The sequence below is a fragment of the Nonomuraea sp. CA-141351 genome (genome assembly GCF_050944675.1).
Lineage (GTDB): Bacteria > Actinomycetota > Actinomycetes > Streptosporangiales > Streptosporangiaceae > Nonomuraea.
In genome coordinates, this window is record NZ_CP191982.1 from 1,682,383 (window position 1) to 1,700,753 (window position 18,371).

General features: G+C 67.5%; 16 protein-coding genes. 8 read left to right on the forward strand and 8 right to left on the reverse strand.

Annotation, left to right across the window (positions count from 1 at the left end):
• Nucleotides 1-19 precede the first annotated feature (19 nt).
• The 6 genes from ACQPWU_RS08470 to ACQPWU_RS08495 all read left to right on the forward strand — a co-directional run bounded on the left by ACQPWU_RS08470 (nucleotide 20) and on the right by ACQPWU_RS08495 (nucleotide 5,378).
• A complete protein-coding gene (locus ACQPWU_RS08470; RefSeq protein ID WP_433438197.1) occupies nucleotides 20-1,339 on the forward strand; it encodes an ABC transporter substrate-binding protein in 1,320 nt (439 codons plus the stop codon).
• Nucleotide 1,340: 1 nt separating this feature from the next.
• A complete protein-coding gene (locus ACQPWU_RS08475; RefSeq protein ID WP_433438199.1) occupies nucleotides 1,341-2,273 on the forward strand; it encodes a carbohydrate ABC transporter permease in 933 nt (310 codons plus the stop codon).
• 4 nt (nucleotides 2,274-2,277) lie between these two features.
• Nucleotides 2,278-3,177 (forward strand): carbohydrate ABC transporter permease, encoded by a 900-nt coding sequence (locus ACQPWU_RS08480; RefSeq protein ID WP_433438201.1) that lies wholly within the window; start codon nucleotides 2,278-2,280, stop codon nucleotides 3,175-3,177.
• A gap of 28 nt (nucleotides 3,178-3,205) precedes the next feature.
• Nucleotides 3,206-4,393, forward strand: a complete 1,188-nt coding sequence (locus ACQPWU_RS08485; RefSeq protein WP_433438202.1) for a mandelate racemase/muconate lactonizing enzyme family protein — start codon at nucleotides 3,206-3,208, stop codon at nucleotides 4,391-4,393.
• Nucleotides 4,390-4,734, forward strand: coding sequence for an L-rhamnose mutarotase (locus tag ACQPWU_RS08490; protein ID WP_433438203.1), 345 nt, complete (start codon nucleotides 4,390-4,392; stop codon nucleotides 4,732-4,734). The genes ACQPWU_RS08485 and ACQPWU_RS08490 overlap by 4 nt, the downstream gene beginning before the upstream one ends.
• A gap of 68 nt (nucleotides 4,735-4,802) precedes the next feature.
• Entirely contained in the window at nucleotides 4,803-5,378 is a 576-nt protein-coding gene (locus ACQPWU_RS08495) for a hypothetical protein (protein ID WP_433438205.1), read from the forward strand.
• On the opposite strand, the gene ACQPWU_RS08500 is transcribed toward ACQPWU_RS08495, so the two are convergent.
• The 7 genes from ACQPWU_RS08500 to ACQPWU_RS08530 all read right to left on the reverse strand — a co-directional run bounded on the left by ACQPWU_RS08500 (nucleotide 5,375) and on the right by ACQPWU_RS08530 (nucleotide 14,835).
• Complete coding sequence (locus ACQPWU_RS08500; RefSeq protein WP_433438207.1) at nucleotides 5,375-6,127, reverse strand: FadR/GntR family transcriptional regulator; 753 nt, start codon at nucleotides 6,125-6,127, stop codon at nucleotides 5,375-5,377. The two genes, ACQPWU_RS08495 and ACQPWU_RS08500, sit on opposite strands and share 4 nt — an antisense overlap.
• A gap of 160 nt (nucleotides 6,128-6,287) precedes the next feature.
• A complete protein-coding gene (locus ACQPWU_RS08505) occupies nucleotides 6,288-7,034 on the reverse strand; it encodes a FadR/GntR family transcriptional regulator (RefSeq protein WP_433438209.1) in 747 nt (248 codons plus the stop codon).
• A gap of 178 nt (nucleotides 7,035-7,212) precedes the next feature.
• Nucleotides 7,213-8,238, reverse strand: coding sequence for a LacI family DNA-binding transcriptional regulator (locus ACQPWU_RS08510; RefSeq protein WP_433438211.1), 1,026 nt, complete (start codon nucleotides 8,236-8,238; stop codon nucleotides 7,213-7,215).
• Between the two features lie 338 nt (nucleotides 8,239-8,576).
• Nucleotides 8,577-10,028, reverse strand: a complete 1,452-nt coding sequence (locus tag ACQPWU_RS08515; protein WP_433438212.1) for a non-reducing end alpha-L-arabinofuranosidase family hydrolase — start codon at nucleotides 10,026-10,028, stop codon at nucleotides 8,577-8,579.
• Nucleotides 10,029-10,101: 73 nt separating this feature from the next.
• Nucleotides 10,102-12,126, reverse strand: a complete 2,025-nt coding sequence (locus ACQPWU_RS08520) for a family 43 glycosylhydrolase (RefSeq protein ID WP_433438214.1) — start codon at nucleotides 12,124-12,126, stop codon at nucleotides 10,102-10,104.
• Nucleotides 12,123-12,563: a hypothetical protein gene (locus ACQPWU_RS08525; protein ID WP_433438215.1), complete on the reverse strand. Its 441-nt coding sequence runs from the start codon at nucleotides 12,561-12,563 to the stop codon at nucleotides 12,123-12,125. Before ACQPWU_RS08525 ends, ACQPWU_RS08520 begins: the two co-directional genes overlap by 4 nt.
• Nucleotides 12,564-13,374: 811 nt before the next feature.
• Nucleotides 13,375-14,835, reverse strand: a complete 1,461-nt coding sequence (locus tag ACQPWU_RS08530; RefSeq protein ID WP_433438216.1) for an endo-1,4-beta-xylanase — start codon at nucleotides 14,833-14,835, stop codon at nucleotides 13,375-13,377.
• Between the two features lie 749 nt (nucleotides 14,836-15,584).
• Here ACQPWU_RS08530 and ACQPWU_RS08535 point away from each other — a divergent pair.
• Entirely contained in the window at nucleotides 15,585-16,919 is a 1,335-nt protein-coding gene (locus ACQPWU_RS08535) for an extracellular catalytic domain type 1 short-chain-length polyhydroxyalkanoate depolymerase (protein WP_433438218.1), read from the forward strand.
• Between the two features lie 68 nt (nucleotides 16,920-16,987).
• On the forward strand, nucleotides 16,988-17,176 hold the full coding sequence (locus tag ACQPWU_RS08540) for a hypothetical protein (protein WP_433438220.1): 189 nt from the start codon (nucleotides 16,988-16,990) through the stop codon (nucleotides 17,174-17,176).
• On the opposite strand, the gene ACQPWU_RS08545 is transcribed toward ACQPWU_RS08540, so the two are convergent.
• The gene (locus tag ACQPWU_RS08545; RefSeq protein ID WP_433438221.1) at nucleotides 17,155-18,069 is read right to left on the reverse strand and encodes a fibronectin type III-like domain-contianing protein; all 915 of its coding nucleotides are present in this window, start codon (nucleotides 18,067-18,069) and stop codon (nucleotides 17,155-17,157) included. The genes ACQPWU_RS08540 and ACQPWU_RS08545 overlap by 22 nt on opposite strands.
• Nucleotides 18,070-18,371: the final 302 nt, after the last annotated feature.

Here is an 18,371-nt window from a genome sequence, read left to right on the forward strand (position 1 = left end):
TAGCAGGCGGCGGAGGCACGTGATCGGCGTGGGTGCACTCGCCATCGCCCTCACGCTGGCCGGCTGCGGCAGCAACGGCGGTTCCTCGGTCGGTTCCTACGGCTTTCCGCAGGTCACGCAGGATGACAAGGCCGCGATCACGGTGTGGGTGGACTCCGACCGGTCGAGTGCGGCCGACGCCTTCAAGAAGGCCAACCCCGGCGTGAAGCTCAACGTGGTCACGTACGACGGGTCCGCGAACGGCTCGAACTCGTTTCGGACAAAGATCCAGCTCTTCGACCGGGCAGGCAGCGGCTGGCCCGATGTGGTGTTCTCGACGCAGAACAACGACGCGGCGTGGGCGAGCCAGAAGAGCAACGGCAAGCAGGCGTTCGCGGCCGTGCTGAACGGCGGGCTCGTCCCGAAGACCACGCTTGACAACTTCACGCAGGGCTCGCTGGCCCCGTGCACGGTCGAGGGCAAGGTCTACTGCCTCCGCAACGACCTGGCGCAGGCGGTGCTCTGGTACAACAAGAGCCTGCTCGACAAGTTCGGCTACTCCGTCCCCACCACCTGGGAGGAGTACCGGGCGCTCGGCGAGAAGGTGGCCAAGGAGCACCCCGGCTATATCGTCGGCGCCGTCGGAGACGCCTGGACCCCGGAGGTCTTCTTCTGGGGCAGCAAGTGCCAGGCGAACGACATCACCGGTCCCAAGTCGGTGACGGTCAATACCGACAGCACGGAGTGCAAGCGTGCCGCGTCGATGCTCGACGTCCTGATCAAGAACGGCACCACTCCCAACGTGAGCGTCTTCACCCCGGAGTTCGTGAAGAAGTACGCCGACAAGGTGCTCCTGATGCCGGGCCCGGCATGGTACGCGGGCGCCATCTTCAACAACCCGCAGTCGCTCAACGTCCCCAAGGGTCAGCTCGGCGTCGCGGCGCCGCCGGCCTGGCAGGGCGACAGCGCTGTGACGGGCAATGTCGGCGGCGGCACCTGGTTCGTCAGCAGCCACTCGAAGAACCTCAAGGCGGCCGAGAAGTTCGTCGAATTCGTCACGACGGCCGACGACTACCAGGTGAACCTGGCTCCCGGTTACCCGGCCTACGCGTCCGCCGCGGACAAGTGGATCAAGAAGCAGGAGTCGAGCGGGTACTATGCCACGGACCTGCAGGCGTTGATCAAGGCCGGGTCGCAGATCTGGAGCGGGTGGGGCTCCGGGGTCTTCAGCCAGGAGGCGATCTGGGCCAAGACGATCACCCCTGCGATCGCCGGCGGCAAGAACCTGGTCGATCTGCTTCCCGAATGGGAGACCGCGATCAAGAACCAGGCCCAGGTCAACGGCTACACGGTCAAGTGACATGACAGTCACGAATGAGGCGGCCCGGACTGCGGTGATCCCGCGCGGGCGGGCGACCGGCCGGAACGACGGTGGTGAGCGGAGCGCGATGAGCTACGCCTTCATCGCTCTCTACGCGGTGCTGACGGTCGCGTTCGGCATCCTTCCCGCTCTCTACGCCCTCTACCTCGCGTTCACCGACGGCGACGGCGGCTTCGCGGGTATCGCCAACTTCACCAAGGTCATGAGCGACTTCCGCTTCCTGCCGGCCGTCGGGCACGTTGCGCTCTACCTGGTGATCTGGCTGGTGGCCCTGGTGGTGCTGGTCTCGTTCCTGGCCGTAGTCGTCCACGCGGTACGCGTGCGCGTGCTCAGCCGGACGCTCCGGCTCGTCTTCTATCTACCGGGCGCCCTGGCGGGCGCGTCCAGCGTGCTGCTGTGGCTTTTCGTGCTCGACCCCACCGCCAGCCCGGTCGGCGGCCTGTTGCGTCTGATGGGCTTCTCCAGCTTCGTGCAGGTCATCGTGCCGGCCAACCTGCCGCCGATCTTCGCCATCATCGCGTTCTGGACCGGCGCGGGCGGCTGGATCGTCATCATGTACGGCGCGCTCAACAACATCAGCCCCGACGTGATCGAGGCCGCGCGCATCGACGGTGCCGGCACTGTGCAGATCGCCTGGCACATCCAGCTGCCACTGCTGCGCAAGTGGATCTCGTACATGGGGATCATGTCGCTCGCCGCCGGCACGCAACTGTTCGTCGAGCCGCAGCTGCTCTCGCAGGCGAGCAACGCGGTCGTGCCCAATGACTACTCGCTGAACCAGCTCGCGTACCAGTACGCGTTCCAGCAGAACGACTTCAACGGAGCGGCGGCCATCTCCCTGCTGCTGCTCGTCATCGCCCTAGCGCTGTCGGCCGTCTTCGTGGCGCGTGGCGGCCTGTTCGAAAGGGGCTGAGCTCATGACGACAGTGGACGCCGGTCGCCGGAGCGGCGTCAGCGGCTGGAGCGGCCGGACGATCGTCGCGGTCGTGGTCGCGATCTTCGTGCTGTTCTTCATCATCCCGATCCTCTGGCTGCTGCTGGCGACGACTAAGTCGGCACGCGGGCTCATCATCGAGAACCCGTTCCTGCCCGGCGGCCTCGGCGACCTGGCCGCCAACTGGGACCAGTTGTTCGGCTTCCAGGACGGCGCGGTGACCGCGTGGGTGGGCAACTCGGCGCTGTACGCGGTGGGTGCGCTCGTCATCACGCTCATCGCGAGCATCCCGGCGGGTTACGCGATGGCCCTGACGGAGTTCCGGTTCCGGCGGCCGCTCCTCGTGCTGACGCTGATCGTCATGCTGATCCCGAACACCGCGCTGGTGCTGCCGATCTTCCTCGAACTGAACGTGGTGGGGCTGATCGGCAGTCCGCTCTCAGTGATCCTCCCGATGTCGTTCTTCCCGTTCGGCGTGTACCTCACGTACATCTACTTCTCCACCAGCGTCCCGCGTGATCTGCTCGCGGCGGCGCGTCTCGACGGATGCGGCGAGCTCCAGGTGTTCACCAGGGTCGCGCTGCCGCTGGCGGCGCCGATCGTCGCGCTGGTGGCGTTCTTCAGCTTCGTCCAGAGCTGGAACAACTTCTTCCTGCCTTTCGTGATGCTGCCCTCGAGCGAGGGGTACCCGGTCCAAGTGGGCCTGACCTCCCTGCTCGCCTCGACTCCGGCATTCAATCCGAGCTCCGCCGGGACGCAGTCCGTGCAGTTGCCTACGCTCGCGCTCGCGACCGTCATCTCGGTGCTGCCCGTGCTGATCGTCTTCCTCTTCGCGCAGCGCTTCCTGGTCGCGGGCATGACGGCGGGAGGCACCAAGGAGTGAGTCGGAACATTGCCAAGAAGGAGCAATCTTGAAGGTCACCGGATACCGTAGCCTGACGACGCTGCACGACTGGGGGCGGCTGATCGGCGACGCCAATGGGGTCATGTCCGAGCCCCGTACCGACGTGCACGTGCTGATCCTCGAGACCGACAGCGGTCTCGAGGGGGTCGGGGTCGGTGCGCACGGCGACATCGAGCGCGTCTTCGGCGCCGTCGAGGGTGAGGACCCGCGGGCCGTCACAGTCCTCTACGACCGGATGCTGGCCCGGGTCTTCAAGACCGGCCACTCGGGCGCGACGTTCGGCGCGATCGGCGCGATAGACATGGCGCTGTGGGACCTCAAGGCGAAGGCGGCCGATGAGCCGCTCTGGCGCACCCTGGGAGGCAGGGACCGGTACGTCCCCGGCTACGCCTCCGGGTTGGACATCGCCCTCGACGACGAGGCCCTCGTGCGCCTCTACGAACGCTTCGCCGACCGGGGCTTCAGCGCCGGCAAGCTGAAGGGCGGCCGGAATCCCGAGCACGACCTGCGCCGGCTGGAGGCTTTGCGGGACGTCCTCGCCCGCAACTCGGCGCACCCGGCCCTCATGTTCGACGCCAACGAGTCGTGGAACCGCTCGCAGGCCGTGCGGTTCGTCACGGCGCTGGAGCGCGGGGTCGATCTGGCCTGGGTCGAGGAGCCGGTGCGGCGATGGGACGCGGCCGGGCTTGCCTCGGTCCGGCGGGGCATCCGCGCCGCCGTCGCGACCGGCGAGAACCTCACGGGACTCGAGCAGTACCGGCCGCTCCTGGACGCCGACGCGATCGACATCGTCCAGGTGGGCAACGTCTGGGGCATCACGCACTTCCTGCGGGTGGCCGCGGTGGCTCACGGCCGTGACCTGCCCGTGAGCCCGGTGGCGTACCACGCCAACCCTCTGGCGCATGCCGCCACGGCGGTGCCGAACCACCTGGCCTTCGAGGTCCAGGACCTCTCGTCTCCTATCGGACTCCACGTCGACCAGGAGTACGAGGACGGCGGTATCGTTCTCGGCGATCAGCCGGGCCTCGGCATCCGGGTGGACGAGGATCACATCAAGATCGTGCGAGCCGCCGATCCGCCGGCCGCGACCACCGGGCCGCACGTCCGTCCCGACCGGGCAGGCCTGCGACTCGTGCCCGACCTGCGTCAGGACGACCGCATTGGCGGGCCCGCGGTGGAGCAGGTGGGGTCGTGAGCGCGCAGCACCGCATCGAGCGTCATGCCCTCGTCGTCGGCGTCCGGCCGGAGCGCCGGGAGGAGTACCTCGCCCTGCATCGCGACGTCTGGCCGCAGGTCGAGCAGACCCTGCGCGATGCGAACGTCACGAACTACTCGATCTTCATCGTCGGCGACACCCTGTTCGCCTATTACGAGTACGTCGGTGAGGACCACGCTGCCGACATGGCCCGCATCGCCGAGGACCCCGTGACACGCGAGTGGTGGACGCACACCGACCCGTGCCAGGTGCGCATCGTCGAGGAGCGGGACCCCGGAGCGCTGTGGCAGCCGATGGACGAGATCTGGCACCTGTCGTGAGCCGCTTGGTCGACGCACACGTCCACCTCTGAAACCGGGCCACCGACCCCCGGCCGTGGATCGACCCCGTGACGATGGCGGCCATCGATCGCGGCTTCGCACCCGCCGACCTCGAGCGGATGCTCGATTCGACAGGCATGGACGCCTCCGTCATCGTGCAGTCGACCAACAGCGCCGCCGAGACGCGGCGGATTCTGGCGCACCCGAGCCCGCGCATCGCCGGGGTGGTCGGCTGGGCCGACCTCACCGCCGATGTCGCGGAGCAACTCGACGAGCTCGACACCATGGCGCGCCGGAGGCCGGCCGGAATCGGTCACCTGGCCCATGTCGACCCCGACCCCGCCTGGCTCGGACGGCCCGACGTGGGAACGGCGCTCGAGCAGCTGGGCGCGCGCGACCTCGGCTTCGACCTGGACGTGCGATGGTGGCCGCGACCGTCGTGGTCGCGCATTCTGGCGTGCGTTTCGTCGTCGACCACTTGGGCGCCGGCCCGTCAGGCTGGCGTCGCCGCGGTCGCCGTCGGGAAGCGCTCGCCCCGTGAGGTGGACGAAGACCTCCGTGGCTCGAGTCGTCCGCCTGCGCTTCCGGGAGGCGGGTGCTGCTGGCGTGGGCCGCGCGGCCGGCCTACCGGGGGAGCAGCCTAGAGTTCGGCCTCCGCGTCCGGCGCCCGGAGCCGGCGCCGCTTCCAGGAACCGACGATGTGATCGCGCATGGCCCGTGCCGCGGTCTCGGCGTCCTGGCGGGAGATCGCCTCGACCACCAAAGCATGCTCCTTCAAAGTCGACTGGAAGGCGTCCTCGTACCCCATTCCCTGGTATCTGCTGCTCTCGAGCGCCCGCCGGTACAAGCGCTTGGTGATGTTCTCGGCCAGGCGGTTGCGGGAGAGCTCCATGATCGTGAGATGGAAGACCACATCCGCCTGCCGGAAGGAGTCGCTCTCATGCTGCATTTCGCGCATCGACTCCAGAGCATGCTCGATGCGGGTCAGCTCCTCGGCGGTGCGCCGCATCGCGACCGCGCCCGCCATGGCGGACTCGAGGCTGCCCCGGACGATGGTCAGCTCGTCCAGGATGCCCAGGGACTCGTCGTTGTCGATGAGCGCGGACAGCACGATCGGGTCGAGCATGTTCCAAGATCCGGAGCGGGCCACCTGGGTTCCACGGCCCTGTGCCACCACCACCAGGCCCTTCTCCTCGAGCCGCTTGATCGACTCGCGGAGAACCGTCCGGCTGACGCCGAAGTGCTCGCAGAGCGGACCTTCGGGCGGCAGTGCCTGCCCTTCGGGAATTTCGCCCGTGACAATGAGCTCGACCAGTTCGCTGACCACCGCGACGCCCAGTCGCTCGGCAGGCCTGCGGGAGGAAAAGGCGAACGCGTCCGCTTTGGCGCTCATGATTGCACTCTAGTGCAGTGCCGCAATGCCTCTTGAAGCGCTCAGTCAATCACTCGGCGGCTGCGGATGGTTTCCTGTCAAGTGGAGGACCCTGTCGCCGGCCCGGAGGCCTCGGTCAGGCGCCGCGGGCGTGGCACCAGGTCGTACTCCTCGCGCTCTTTCACTGGCTGGTGTCCTGGGAGCCGGCTCCACCGGAGAGCTCCCCGTGGACGCCGGGGCGGCGTCTGGCCCAGGAGCCCAGTATGTGGATGCGCATCGCGGCCGCGGCCCCCTGGGCGTCGCCCTGGAGGATCATCGACTCGATCTGCCGATGCTCGGCGAGCGACTGGGCGAGTTCTTCCCTGCGCGGGTCGCCGTTGTACTGGCTGGACAGCCGTGCCTTGGCGTGGATGCCGTGGATGATCGCGTGACCGAGACGATTGCCGGAGGCGATCATGATCATCTCGTGGAATGCGACATCCTCTCTGGCGTAGCGCAGCGGGTCATCCAGGCTCTTCGCGAGGACATTTGCCTGCTCGGTCAGTGCCTCGGCCTGATCGGGCGTAATCACGCGTGCGCACTGTGCCGCCATGTCGCATTCGAGCGCCGCCCGGACGTTGACGAGGTCGTCGAGGATGCGCAGGTCGCTGTCGTGCCGGATCTGCGCCTCCAGGACCACCGGATCCAGGAGGTTCCAGCCGACTGGCTCCAGCACCCGGGTGCCTCGGCCCGGGACCGCCTTGACCAGGCCCTTCGCTTCGAGGAGCTTGACCGACTCGCGCACCACTGTGCGGGAGACACCGAACTCCTCGCACAGCTCGGGCTCTGTCGGGAGCACGGTGTCCACCGGATAGGCCCCCGACACGATGCGGTCGACCAGATAGGCGACGATGGTATCGCCCAGGCGACGAGGGCGTCGGTGGCGCATCGGCTCCAGCAAGTCGTGGGAGGCGCCCGCGGGTTGAGAGAACGCGGCGCTCACTGAGCGTCCAGGAAGATGGTCACAACTTGAGTATACGCTTGCGTGTATACGTTATTCATATGATGAAGTTGGCCTGAGTGTATTGGTGAACTCGGCCCGTGACCCTTGGATGCCGCGCTTCGGCTCAGGCGGGCGGGAGTGTGGGAGGCCCGGTGCTCTCGCGTACGACGAGTTCGGTGGCCAGCTCGACGCGGCTCTGCGGCAGTTGCTCGCCGTGGTGGGCCAGTGTCAGCAGCATCGAGGTTGCCGCGGCGGCCATCTCGGTGAGGGGCTGGCGGATGGTGGTCAGCGGTGGAATGGCCCACCGCGCCGACGGCATGTCGTCGAAGCCGATCACGCTGAGATCATCCGGGATGCGCAGGCCGAGCTGATGGGCCGCGTGGTAGACGCCGATGGCCTGGCCGTCGTTCGTGGCGAAGATCGCGGTTGGCCGGTCGGACAGGCGCAGCAGGCGGTGCGCTTCGGCCAGGCCGCCCTCGATGAAGAAGTCCCCGCCGCCGATCAGCTCCGGGCCGACGGGCACGCCGGCCATGTCGAGGGCGGTGCGGTAGCCGTCGAGACGGGCCCGGCTGGACAGCGCGGAGTCGGGCCCCGTGATGATGGCGATGCGGCGATGCCCGAGCTCCAGGAGGTGGCGGGTGGCCATGAGCCCGCCGTTCCAGTTGCCGGCGCCGACCGATGGGATGTTCCGCGCGGGAGCGTCGGCCGGATCCAGCAGGACCAGCGGGATCTCTCGGCGGGCGAGTTGTTCGTGCTGGGTCTCGGTCAGGCCGGAGAACACCGCGATCACACCGCTCGGACGGCGCCGCAGCACTCCCTCCAGCCAGGCGTCTCTGGCGGTGTGGTCACGGCGCAGGTCCGATATCCCCACCATGAGGTCATGCTCACGGGCGACCTCCGCCACACCTTTGGTGATCTCGACGGGATAGTCGCCCTCCAGAGCGTGGAAGACGAGCTCCACCAGGGCCGTCGGCATGGAGCGGCGGCGCTGGCGGCGGTAGCCGTGCCGGCGGATGAGCTCCTCCACGGCGGCGCGGGTTTCGGACGACACCTGGGAACGGCCGTTCACGACCTTGGAGACCGTCGCGGTGGAAACTCCCGCCAGCTCGGCGAGTTGAGCGATGGTGAGAGGAGACGACTCCGGGGGCATGGCGGCAGTTTAGTCACGGAGTGCGGGGAGGCGGGCAGTGCCGTCTTGCCAAGATCAAAGCTTCTACGCCTCGGGTCATGTCCCGCGTTTGGACATGAGGCGCCGCAGGAGGATGACGACGGCGGCGATGGCGTCAAGCTCCATGCCGACGGCGTAGGCCGTAGCCGGAGAGCATGGAGAACGACAGCAGTACGCCGCCCGCTCCTGCCGTTGGCGGAGGGGCGGCCCGGATCGCCGGGCCGCCCCGAAACGGTGTCCGAGCCGGAGGGCCGTCTCGCGGAAGGGCGCGAGCAGGCGGCCCTGCCACGCCGGCTCCGAGCCGGACCCGTCTCACGCCATCAGCGCTGCAGCGTCAGCACCCCGGGCCGGTAGGGCAGGAGGCCGTAGTCGCCGCCGGAGCTGGGGCTGCGTCCCTGGTAGAGCAGCTGCAGGTTGCAGGGATCAACGGTCATGGTCTGATCGGCGCCGGCGCGGACCAGCTCGCCGTGGCTGATGTCGTTGGTCCAGGTGGCGCCGCTGTTGGCCTTACCGGCGAAGGGGTTGCTCTCGGTGGCGGCCTGGGGTGTCCACGAACCGTTCAGACTGGTGGCGGTGAAGGAGCGGAAGTAGCGGCCCTGTGAGCCGATCGCCTCGACGAGCATGAGGTATTTGTTCTGGCCCTGGAGCTTGTAGACCTGAACGGCTTCGAACAGGTTGTTGGTCGTGTCGCTCATGACCACGGTCGATGTGGTGCCGAAACTGCCCGGGAAGTTCCCGATGGGCATGCTGGCCCGGTAGATCTTGCCGTTGTCCCCGGCGAAGAACAGGTACATGTTCGTGCTGTCACCGATGAGTGTCTGGTCAATGGGGCCTGTTCCGGAGCCGGAGATGCTTCCGGAGAAGAGCACCTGCTGCGATGACCAGCCATTCGGATTGGTGGGGTCGCTGGAGGTCCTGTAGGAGAAGGCGGTCCCACCCCACTGGTAGGCGAGCACCCAGATGTTCTTCGGGGCGAAATAGAAGAGCGTGGGCGCGACGGTGGAAGACGACATCGTGTTCTGGCTGGCCGAGGCCATGTCCGACCAGTTGGTGAAGAGGCCGAAGTTCATCGAACCCCAGCTCGTCCCCGTGTCGTGCGTCGTCGCGTAGACGAGATGCTTGCCGTTGTAGGGGGCGACGGTGAAGTCCTTGAGCGAGACCCACCCCGACTTCGGTGTCGCCAGCGGGCCCGTCGATGTCCAGCGGTACGTCGACGGAAGATCGCACGTACCGGGGTTGCCACCGTCGACGCGGACGAGTTGCCATTGCTGGTTGTTGCCGCCCCAGTCGTCGTATTGGACGATGTTGGCGCCGTCGGCGGTGGAGGCGCCCTGGACCTCCAGGGCCTTGTTGCTGTGGCGCGAGATGAACCTCACATAGCCGTCGGAGCTGTCGGCCAGTCGCCATTGCTGGTTGGTGCCGTTGTTGTCGGCCCATTGCACGATGGCGCCGCCGTTGGCGGTGGAGAGGTTGTAGACGTCGAGCACCTTGCCGGAGTGGCGGGACTTGATGCGGTAGTAGCCGCCGCCGGAGTCGACGAACTGCCATTGCTGCTGGTTCTGGTTGTTGCGGGTCCACTGGGTGATGCGGCCGCCGTCGGCGGTGGACAGGTTGTAGACGTCCAGGGCCTTGCCGCTGTTGCGGTTGACCAGGACGTACCACGCGCTGGTGTCGACGGTGGCCGCGTTGGCGGACTGAGTCTGAAGGGCGACGAACAGGCTCGCCAGTAAGGTGGCCACTGTCGCGAGAACGGATAGGGATCTGAATTTCATGATTTGCTCCGATTTATCCGACATAGACGAGTTGCCATTGCTGGTTGGTGCCTTTCTGTGTCGACGTGTTGTCTCAGGGGGTGGTGAGGTCGAAGCGGCGCACGGTCACCGCGCCGCCGAGGGACTGCGTGGCGTAGTTGAAGATCCCGAAGCGGTAGCCCATGAAGAACTGCCAGGCGTTGTTCAACGTGAAGGCCGGGCCGAGGCTCACGAAGGTGCTGCCGTCGGTGCTGTAGGAGAAGCGGGCCTGCCTGCCGGAACCGGGTCGGATGTCGGCGTTGACCCGCAACCAGATCCGGCCGCCCGAGATGTTCGCGCTCGCCGCCTCGGCGCCGGTCCCGGTGGTCTGCCACGAACTGTTCATGGTCAGGCCGTTGGTCATCACGACCCTGTCGACGCCGTTGTCGCGCTTGACGCCGATCCAGGCCGACTGGTCACGCAGCATGGCCAGGCCTGAGCGGTCGCCGTTGGCCATCTGCGAGTAGTCGAGCTCGATCGTCGCCGTCGACGACGGGCCCTGGATGCGGTGGGTCAGCGTGTTGCGGGCGTTGTAGAGGTCGCCTGTGACGGTGGCGGTCTGCAGGCGCAGGCCGTTGCCGGTGGAGAAGCGGCTGGTGTCGGGGTTGTGGTTCCACTCCCAGCGGTGCCCGAGGCTGCCAGAGGTGAAGGTGTCGGGGCCGATCATGGACGCCACGGTGCGGGTGGTCTGGATGTTCGGCTTCGGGTAGGTGACTCCCCACCCGCCGTTGACGGTCTGCACGGTCGGCCAGTCGCCGGTCCAGGTGATCGGTGCGAGAGCCGGGACGCGGCCGCCGGGGTAGGCGTCGACGAACGACATGTAGTACCAATCGCCGTTGGGGGTCTGGACGAGCCCGCCCTGGTGGGGGACGCCGCCGCCGGAGATGGGGCCGGGCATGTCGAGCAGGACCTGGCGCATCTCGTACGGGCCCCACGGCGAGGTGGAGCGGAGCACGTACTGGCCGTTGGCGGGGCGCGTCAGCCAGATGTAGTAGTAGCCGTTCCGCTTGTAGAAGCGGGAGCCCTCCAGTGTGCCGACGTTGCTCGGGGTCTGGAACACCTGCTGGGAGCGCACCTGGCTGAGCCCGTCGGCCGAGAGCTGGGCCACACTGATGGTGCCGTTGCCGTAGGCGACGTACATGGTGTCGTTGGTGTCGATCAGCAGGCCGGCGTCGTAGTAGCAGTTGTTGATCTGCGAGCGCTTGGTCCACGTGCCGTCCACGGCGGAGGCGGTGTAGACGTAGGTCCGGTTGAACTCGACGCAGCCGATCCAGTAGTAGGTGCTGTTGCTGGGCCGGTAGTTCAGGGTCGAGGCCCAGATGCCCTTCACGTACGCCCGGCTGCCGTTGAGGTCGTAGGCGCCCGAGTCGAAGTCGAGCCTCGGGACCGAATGGCCGGCGTACTCCCAGTCGACCAGGTTGTAGGAGCGCAGGATCGGCGCGCCTGGCGAGTAGTGCATCGTCGAGGCCGAGTAGTAGTAGGCGTCGCCGACCCGGATGATGTCGCCGTCGGCGAAGTCCTGCCAGACGACCGGGTTGGTGTAGGTGCCGCCCGGATCAGGGTTGCCGCCGTCGACCCGGACGAGTTGCCATTGCTGGTTGTTGCCGCCCCAGTCGTCGTATTGGACGATGTTGGCGCCGTCGGCGGTGGAGGCGCCCTGGACCTCCAGGGCCTTGTTGCTGTGGCGCGAGATGAACCTCACATAGCCGTCGGAGCTGTCGGCCAGTCGCCACTGCTGGTTGGTGCCGTTGTTGTCGGCCCATTGCACGATGGCGCCGCCGTTGGCGGTGGAGAGGTTGTAGACGTCGAGCACCTTGCCGGAGTGGCGGGACTTGATGCGGTAGTAGCCGCCGCCGGAGTCGACGAACTGCCATTGCTGCTGGTTCTGGTTGTTGCGGGTCCACTGGGTGATGCGGCCGCCGTCGGCGGTGGACAGGTTGTAGACGTCCAGGGCCTTGCCGCTGTTGCGGTTGACCAGGACGTACCACGCGCTGGTGTCGACCGTCGCGGCCGACGCCTGGGGCGTGTGGAACACGCCCACGAGAAGCAGTGACGAGAGAACCGCGAGCACGCGCCTCACAGGAACCTCCAGAGGTTGTTGTTCGCGCCGTTGTCATCGGCGAGCACGACCTGCGCGCCCTGCGAGGTGCCGGCGAGGCCGAGGACCCGGCCGCCGTTGGCGCGGGTCAGCTTGAGCATGTTGCAGGTGTTGCACGCCTCGCCGGTGTCCCCGGTCAGGTGGGCGGCGATCGCGTTGGGTGCGCGGAAGTGCTCGGCCTGCTGTTGGAGCCGTTCACGTACGTGCGCGCGCCGACGGTGATGGGCCAGGCGTTGGCGGCGATGTCGCGGTGGCCGGTGGTAGACGCCGAGGTCGACCTCATAGGCTGAGACGCCGATGTCGGATCTGGCCCAGGGGACTGCGGCCAGAGCGGGGGTTGTGCCCGCTATCTGGCCGACGACCGTGAGCGCGGCGGTCGCGCCTGTGGCTTGGAAGAGGTGACGACGGCTCAAGGACATGCGGAGCTCCTTGGAGGTGGGGGCGGTGACCGGCGTCCGCCGGTCACGTGTTCACCGGGTCAGACCCTCGAAGAGGCCGCTCTCGGACGACGCATTAGCGCTAACACCTCGCTCGTGAGCGGAACCGTGGCCGTCATGGCTCCTGTGCCGTCGCGGGGAATGAGAGGTGACATCCAGGGCTCCGTTACTGAATCGTAGAGGGGCAACCTGTTAGCGCTAACATCCGATCCTGCAGAGAGCTGTGTGGCCCGGAGTACATCCGACGGTCAGGCCTGGAGTCAATGAGGGGCGCCCCTCGCCGAGCTGGGCGTTGACATCGGAACGCCTTCCCGCCTGCAGTTTTGCCTCCAAGGAGATCGCGCCGCACTGCTCGTGAATGTGAAAGTTTCACAGAAGTTACGCGTTGGCAACAGGGTAAGTTGCGACAGATCACGAGTTAAGTTGCTGACCTGGAGTCGAGGTGCGGGTTGGGCCTGGTGCTGCGCTCATCGGCAACATGCTGCCGGCCTACGGCTGCACTACCGGCGTGGCCGGCACCGTAATCGATCTTAATTAAGTTTCTTCCCTGAGCGGTTGACGCGCCGCAGTAAGGGCAACGGCAGTGCCAACCCGCAGTGGCAGCTCGTGGACCTCGGCGCCGGCTGGCACCGCATCGTCAACCGAGCCAACGGCAAGCCCCGGCCTGCTGTCGTGGCATCTCACCCGCTCCCTGGGCAACAGCGCGGCTCACCCCCCTCGGCCTCCCCGCGCGGGCCGAAGGAGGGTGAGCCATCCTGTTCCGGGACGATCAGCAGGTGGAGTTGTGCTGGTCCTACGACGCGGTGCCCGCGTTGTAGGACCACTTCTGGTTGCTGCCGCCCCAGCAGCTGTAGAGCTGCAGGCCGGTGCCGTTGCCGGTGCCGGCGCCGACGGCGTCGAGGCACAGCCCGGACTGGACCCCGGTGATGCTGCCGTCGGAGTTGATGCGCCATTTCTGGTTGTCGCCGCCCCAGCAGGAGTAGATCTGGATCTTGGCGCCGTTGCCCGTGCCCGCGGCGTCCAGGCACTTGTTGCCGTAGACCTTCAGCTCTCCTGCTGAGGTCTGCGTCCACTGCTGGTTGGTCTGGCCGTTGCAGTCCCACAGTTGGACGGCGGTGCCGTCTGTGGTGCTGGAGTTGGGGACGTCCAGGCAGCGGCCGGAGGTCACGCCCTTGATCTGGCCGGCGTCGCCGCCGGGCGGTGGCGTCGTGGTGCCGCCGTTGAGCGCGTTGAGGACCGCGGTGTAGGCGGGCTTCTTGTTGCCGTTGCCGTCGAACAGCAGCGGGGTGTCGCCGGAGCGCCATGAGTCGCTGTCGCGCACGCCCCAGGTGGTGATGCCGTTGCAGCGGGGGACGGCCAGGCAGTCGTTGGTCACCGCGGCGTAGGTGCTGGCCGAGGCGCCCTGGATGTCCAGCTCGGTGATTTGCACGTCGACGCCGAGGGCGGCGAAGCTCTGCAGGGTGGTGCGGAAGTTGCTGTTGTACGGGCTGCCGCTGTTGAAGTGGCTCTGGAAGCCGACGCAGTCGATGGGCACGCCCCGCTGTTTGAAGTCGCGGACCATGTTGTAGACGCCCTGGGTCTTGGCCCAGGTCCAGTTCTCGATGTTGTAGTCGTTGTAGCAGAGCTTGGCGGCAGGATCGGCGTTGCGTGCGGTGCGGAAGGCGACCTCGATCCAGTCGTTGCCGGTCCGCTGGAGGTTGGAGTCGCGCCGGCCGCCGGAGTTGCCGTCGGCGAAGGCCTCGTTGACCACGTCCCAGGCGTAGAGCTTGCCCTTGTAGTGGGCCATGACGCCGTTGATGTGGTCGATCATCGCCTGGCGCAGGGTGCTGCCGGACAGGGACTGCATCCAGCCGGGCTGCTGGGAGTGCCAGGCCAGGGTGTGGCCGCGGACCCGCTTGCCGTTCTGGACGGCCCAGTTGTAGATGCGGTCGGCGTTGGTGAAGGTGAACTGACCCCGGTTCGGCTCGGTGGCGTCGATCTTCATCTCGTTCTCGGCCGTCACCATGTTGAACTCGCGATTGGCGATCGTGGTGTACGCCGAGTCGCCGAGCTTGCCCGCGGCGATGGCGGTGCCGAAGTACCGCCCGCTCTGCGCGGCCGCCGCGCCGAGCGTGCTCGCCGCGGCTTCCGCTGGTAGCGGCGCCGTCAGCGCCGTGATCAGGCCGAGTGCGCCGAGTGCGCCGGCGATCAGCGCCCGGCGGCGCCCGCCGAGCGGCCGTCGGGTGGCAGGTAGGGACGTGGCGGTGACGCGCATGCCTGAGCCTCCAGAAGCAAATCATCGGATAGGAGCGTGCGGGAACACCCGCAGGACACGACGCCGCGTTCACGGGGAACGCGCACCACAAGGGCGTCGTGACGGCGGCCCCTGTCGCGCACCACCGATCTGATAGGGAGATCGCCTCGGGGACTCAGTGTGGGAATCTCGCCGAAACTTGTCAAGGAATTAGTGAAAAGTTTCGGCGACGCCTGTCGACGCTTATGCCCCTTGGAGTGGCGCCATGTCGATGTGGTGTGCCTGAAAGTTTCGGCCTGGCGGGCCGTGCGAGGACCTCAGATGAAAGTTTCATGGCGACACCCTCGTCGATCGACTCCGGCCTTGCCCGGGAAACGCCAGGTGAGCGCGCTCGGCCGCCGTCTCCTTTGATCCGCCGGCGATCCGATGGACTCTTGACATCACCTTTCTGTCTCGTATTTGCTCCGTTGCGCCACCACCTCCACCGGCCATCCGAGGAGGAGTTCGACGAGCAAGCTGCTTGTTAGCGCTAACAACTGGCGTGGGCCGAGCACGCGCTGACGACCGCAGCCGAGCGAGATCCGCACAGGCACCACACCCTGCGATCCTCGCCTCACCAGGCCGACGGCCGCTCCGTGGCCGCTCCCCGTCCCGTATCGGCGCAGTCGGCTAGCGAGCGTCGGCGGCTCGGAGGGAGGGGCCGTCCGATGCGTCTCCGCCAAGACGGCAGCCCCGCAGAGAGGCCGAACACGTGAAGAGAAGGGCAGCGAATGAAACCGCGTCCTAGGGCGTACGCCACCATCGGAGCCGGAGTGGCGGCTCTGATCGCTGTCGTGGCCGCCGCACTGTCCATGTTCCTCACCGTTGCCCCGCGAGCGTCGGCAGCGGCCCTGACCGAAGTGACGAACTTCGGAGCCAATCCCGGCGGCCTGCGGATGTACCTCTACGTCCCCGACAGAGTGGCCTCCCGCCCCGGCGTGCTGGTGGCGATGCACGGCTGCAACGGCTGGGCCCCGGGCTTCCACCAGGGCACCGAGTTCGCCTCGCTCGCCGACCGGTACGGCTTCATCGTCATCTACCCGCAGGCGAACAAGAGCGCCAACGGCATGTCGAACTGCTTCGACGTGTGGTCGAACGAGGCCCTGCGCCACGGTGGCGGCAGTGATCCGGTGTCGATCGTCTCCATGACCGCCTACGTGCTGCAGCGCTACAACGGCGACCCGGAGCGGGTGTTCGCCACCGGGTTCTCCTCCGGCGCGATGGAGACCAACAACCTCCTCGCCACGTATCCGGACGTGTTCAAGGCCGGCGCGCCCTTCTCCGGAGTTCCTTACGGCTGCCTCGGGCCCGCCGGATGCGGGGACAAGACGCCGCAGCAGTGGGGCGACCTGGTCAGGAACGCCTACCCCGGCTACACCGGGCCCCGGCCGCGCGTGATGGCCTGGCACGGCACCGCCGACTCCGTGCTGCCGTACACGATGCTGCAGGAAGAGGTCGACCAGTGGACCAACGTGCACGGACTGACCCAGACTCCGGCCTCCACTGACAGCCCGCAATCCGGATGGACTCGGCGAGTCTTCGGCTCCGGGCAGGTCGAGGCGTACACCATCACCGGCGCCGGCCACGATCTGCCGCACGCCGGGATGGCCGTCTACGCCATCCGCTTCTTCGGGCTGGACGGCGGCTCGTCCACTCCGACGCCGACGTCGACCGTGCCCGGTGACGGCACCGGGCCGATCAGGGGAGTGGGTTCCGGACGTTGCCTGGACGTTCCGAACGCCGCCACCGCAGATGGCACCGCGGTGCAGTTGTGGGACTGCAACGGGCGGGACAACCAGCAATGGGCCGCCACTTCGGCCGGCGAGATCAGGGTCTATGGCAACAAGTGCCTCGACGCGGCCGGGACCGGCAACGGTGCCGTGATCCAGATCTACTCCTGCTGGGGCGGAGACAATCAGAAGTGGCGCGTGAACTCCGACGGCTCCATCACCGGCGTGCAGTCCGGGCTGTGCCTGGACGCCGTGGGCCAGGGCACCGCCAACGGCACCCGGCTCCAGCTCTACACCTGCCACGGGGGCGCCAACCAGCGCTGGACCCGTACCTGACGCACCCCGGCCTGATCGTCCAGACGATCTACACCGCGGACCCCGCTCCGCTGGTGCAGAACGGCCGGGTGTATCTCTACACGGGACGCGACGAGGACGGCTCGACGTACTTCGCCATGAAGGAGTGGCGGGTCTGGTCGTCCGCGGACATGGTGAACCGGACCGACCACGGCTCGCCGATGAGCGTCGCCACCTTCAGCTCGGCGAGCGCGGATGCATGGGCCCGCCAGGCCGTCTACAGGAACGGCAAGTTCTGATCGCTCGGTTCAGGCGGTGGTCGCAGGCGCGCCGAGCCGAAGCGGAACGCCGCGAGCCGAACGTCGCCGCGCAGGTTGACCTGCAGGTCATGGACGCCGTCCGATGACGTCTTCAGGTCGCCGGGGACGGTCGTCCATGCGTAGCGGCTCCCGGTGAACGGCACCGAGATCTCCGCCAGCAGCCGGTCACCTGCCAGGAACTCCAGCTGCCCTGGACCCGCACCGGTGACCTCGGCCTCTATGCGGATTGCCCCGGACAGATCGATGGAGCGGAACAGCAGGGTCGCGGGCTGGTCCAGGTTGGCGGGAGCGACCGCGTCGCCGGTGGTGCGGGTTGCGTCGAGCAAGGTGATGCCCGTGTGGTCGTCGAAGTCCACGGCCGAGGTGCGCCTGTCGACGACGATGCGCGGCGCGGGGGCGGGACCGCTCACCGTGACCGGCGCCGTCAGGGTGATGCCACCGGCGGAGCGGCCCACCAGCACCTCGTAGCCGCCGGGGTCAACGGTGAAGGCCCCGCTGGCCACGTCCCAGTGGGCCAGGTGCTCGGCTGGCAGCCGGAAGGTGAGTTCCCGGCTCCCGCCCGGCGGCAGCGCGACCTTGCGGAAGTCGGTGAGCCGCAGGCGAGGGGCTTCATAGCGGGCGTTCAACGCCCGGACGTAGAGCTGCACCACCTCAGATCCCGGCCGAGTCCCGGTGTTGGTCAGCGTCATCGAGACGTCGACCGCACCGTCCTGGGCCAGCGTCTCAGAGGAGAGCCGCAGGTCACTGTAAGCGAACTTTGTGTAGGAGAGCCCGTGGCCGAAGGGGTACAGCGGGTCGGCCCGGTGGTACTGGTAGGTCCAACCTGCCTTGATGATGTCGTAGTCCAGGGGCTGCGGGAGCCCGCTGGCCATCGGCCGTGGGGAGCCGGTTCCCCAGGTCGGACTGGAGATCGCGACAACCCTCACGGTCCGCGAGAGCACGGCACCGCCGAGGGACTGAGCGGTTTCGGTGGAGCAGGTCGTCGAGGCCGCTGGTGCGGGCGGTGGCCTGTCTTACTCCGCGCAGGGGGCGCCCGATCTGTGTATCGATTCGCGCGGGGTGCGCTGGGGGCGGTGATTCGCGCCACCGGGGATGCTCCGTGGGACCATGACGGACTGCTCAGTCGTCTCCGGCAGCAGTCGACGATCTTGGCGAATCGATTCGCTGAAACTTT

What these genes read in the sequence shown, in the direction of transcription:
- ACQPWU_RS08475 (WP_433438199.1), top strand. Translation starts at nt 1,341, where the DNA reads ATGACAGTCACGAATGAGGCGGCCCGGACTGCGGTGATCCCGCGCGGG.
- ACQPWU_RS08480 (WP_433438201.1), top strand. Translation starts at nt 2,278, where the DNA reads ATGACGACAGTGGACGCCGGTCGCCGGAGCGGCGTCAGCGGCTGGAGC.
- ACQPWU_RS08500 (WP_433438207.1), bottom strand. Translation starts at nt 6,127, where the DNA reads ATGAGCGCCAAAGCGGACGCGTTCGCCTTTTCCTCCCGCAGGCCTGCC.
- ACQPWU_RS08505 (WP_433438209.1), bottom strand. Translation starts at nt 7,034, where the DNA reads ATGCGCCACCGACGCCCTCGTCGCCTGGGCGATACCATCGTCGCCTAT.
- ACQPWU_RS08510 (WP_433438211.1), bottom strand. Translation starts at nt 8,238, where the DNA reads ATGCCCCCGGAGTCGTCTCCTCTCACCATCGCTCAACTCGCCGAGCTG.
- ACQPWU_RS08515 (WP_433438212.1), bottom strand. Translation starts at nt 10,028, where the DNA reads ATGAAATTCAGATCCCTATCCGTTCTCGCGACAGTGGCCACCTTACTG.
- ACQPWU_RS08525 (WP_433438215.1), bottom strand. Translation starts at nt 12,563, where the DNA reads ATGTCCTTGAGCCGTCGTCACCTCTTCCAAGCCACAGGCGCGACCGCC.
- ACQPWU_RS08530 (WP_433438216.1), bottom strand. Translation starts at nt 14,835, where the DNA reads ATGCGCGTCACCGCCACGTCCCTACCTGCCACCCGACGGCCGCTCGGC.
- ACQPWU_RS08535 (WP_433438218.1), top strand. Translation starts at nt 15,585, where the DNA reads ATGAAACCGCGTCCTAGGGCGTACGCCACCATCGGAGCCGGAGTGGCG.
- ACQPWU_RS08545 (WP_433438221.1), bottom strand. Translation starts at nt 18,069, where the DNA reads ATGGCCAGCGGGCTCCCGCAGCCCCTGGACTACGACATCATCAAGGCA.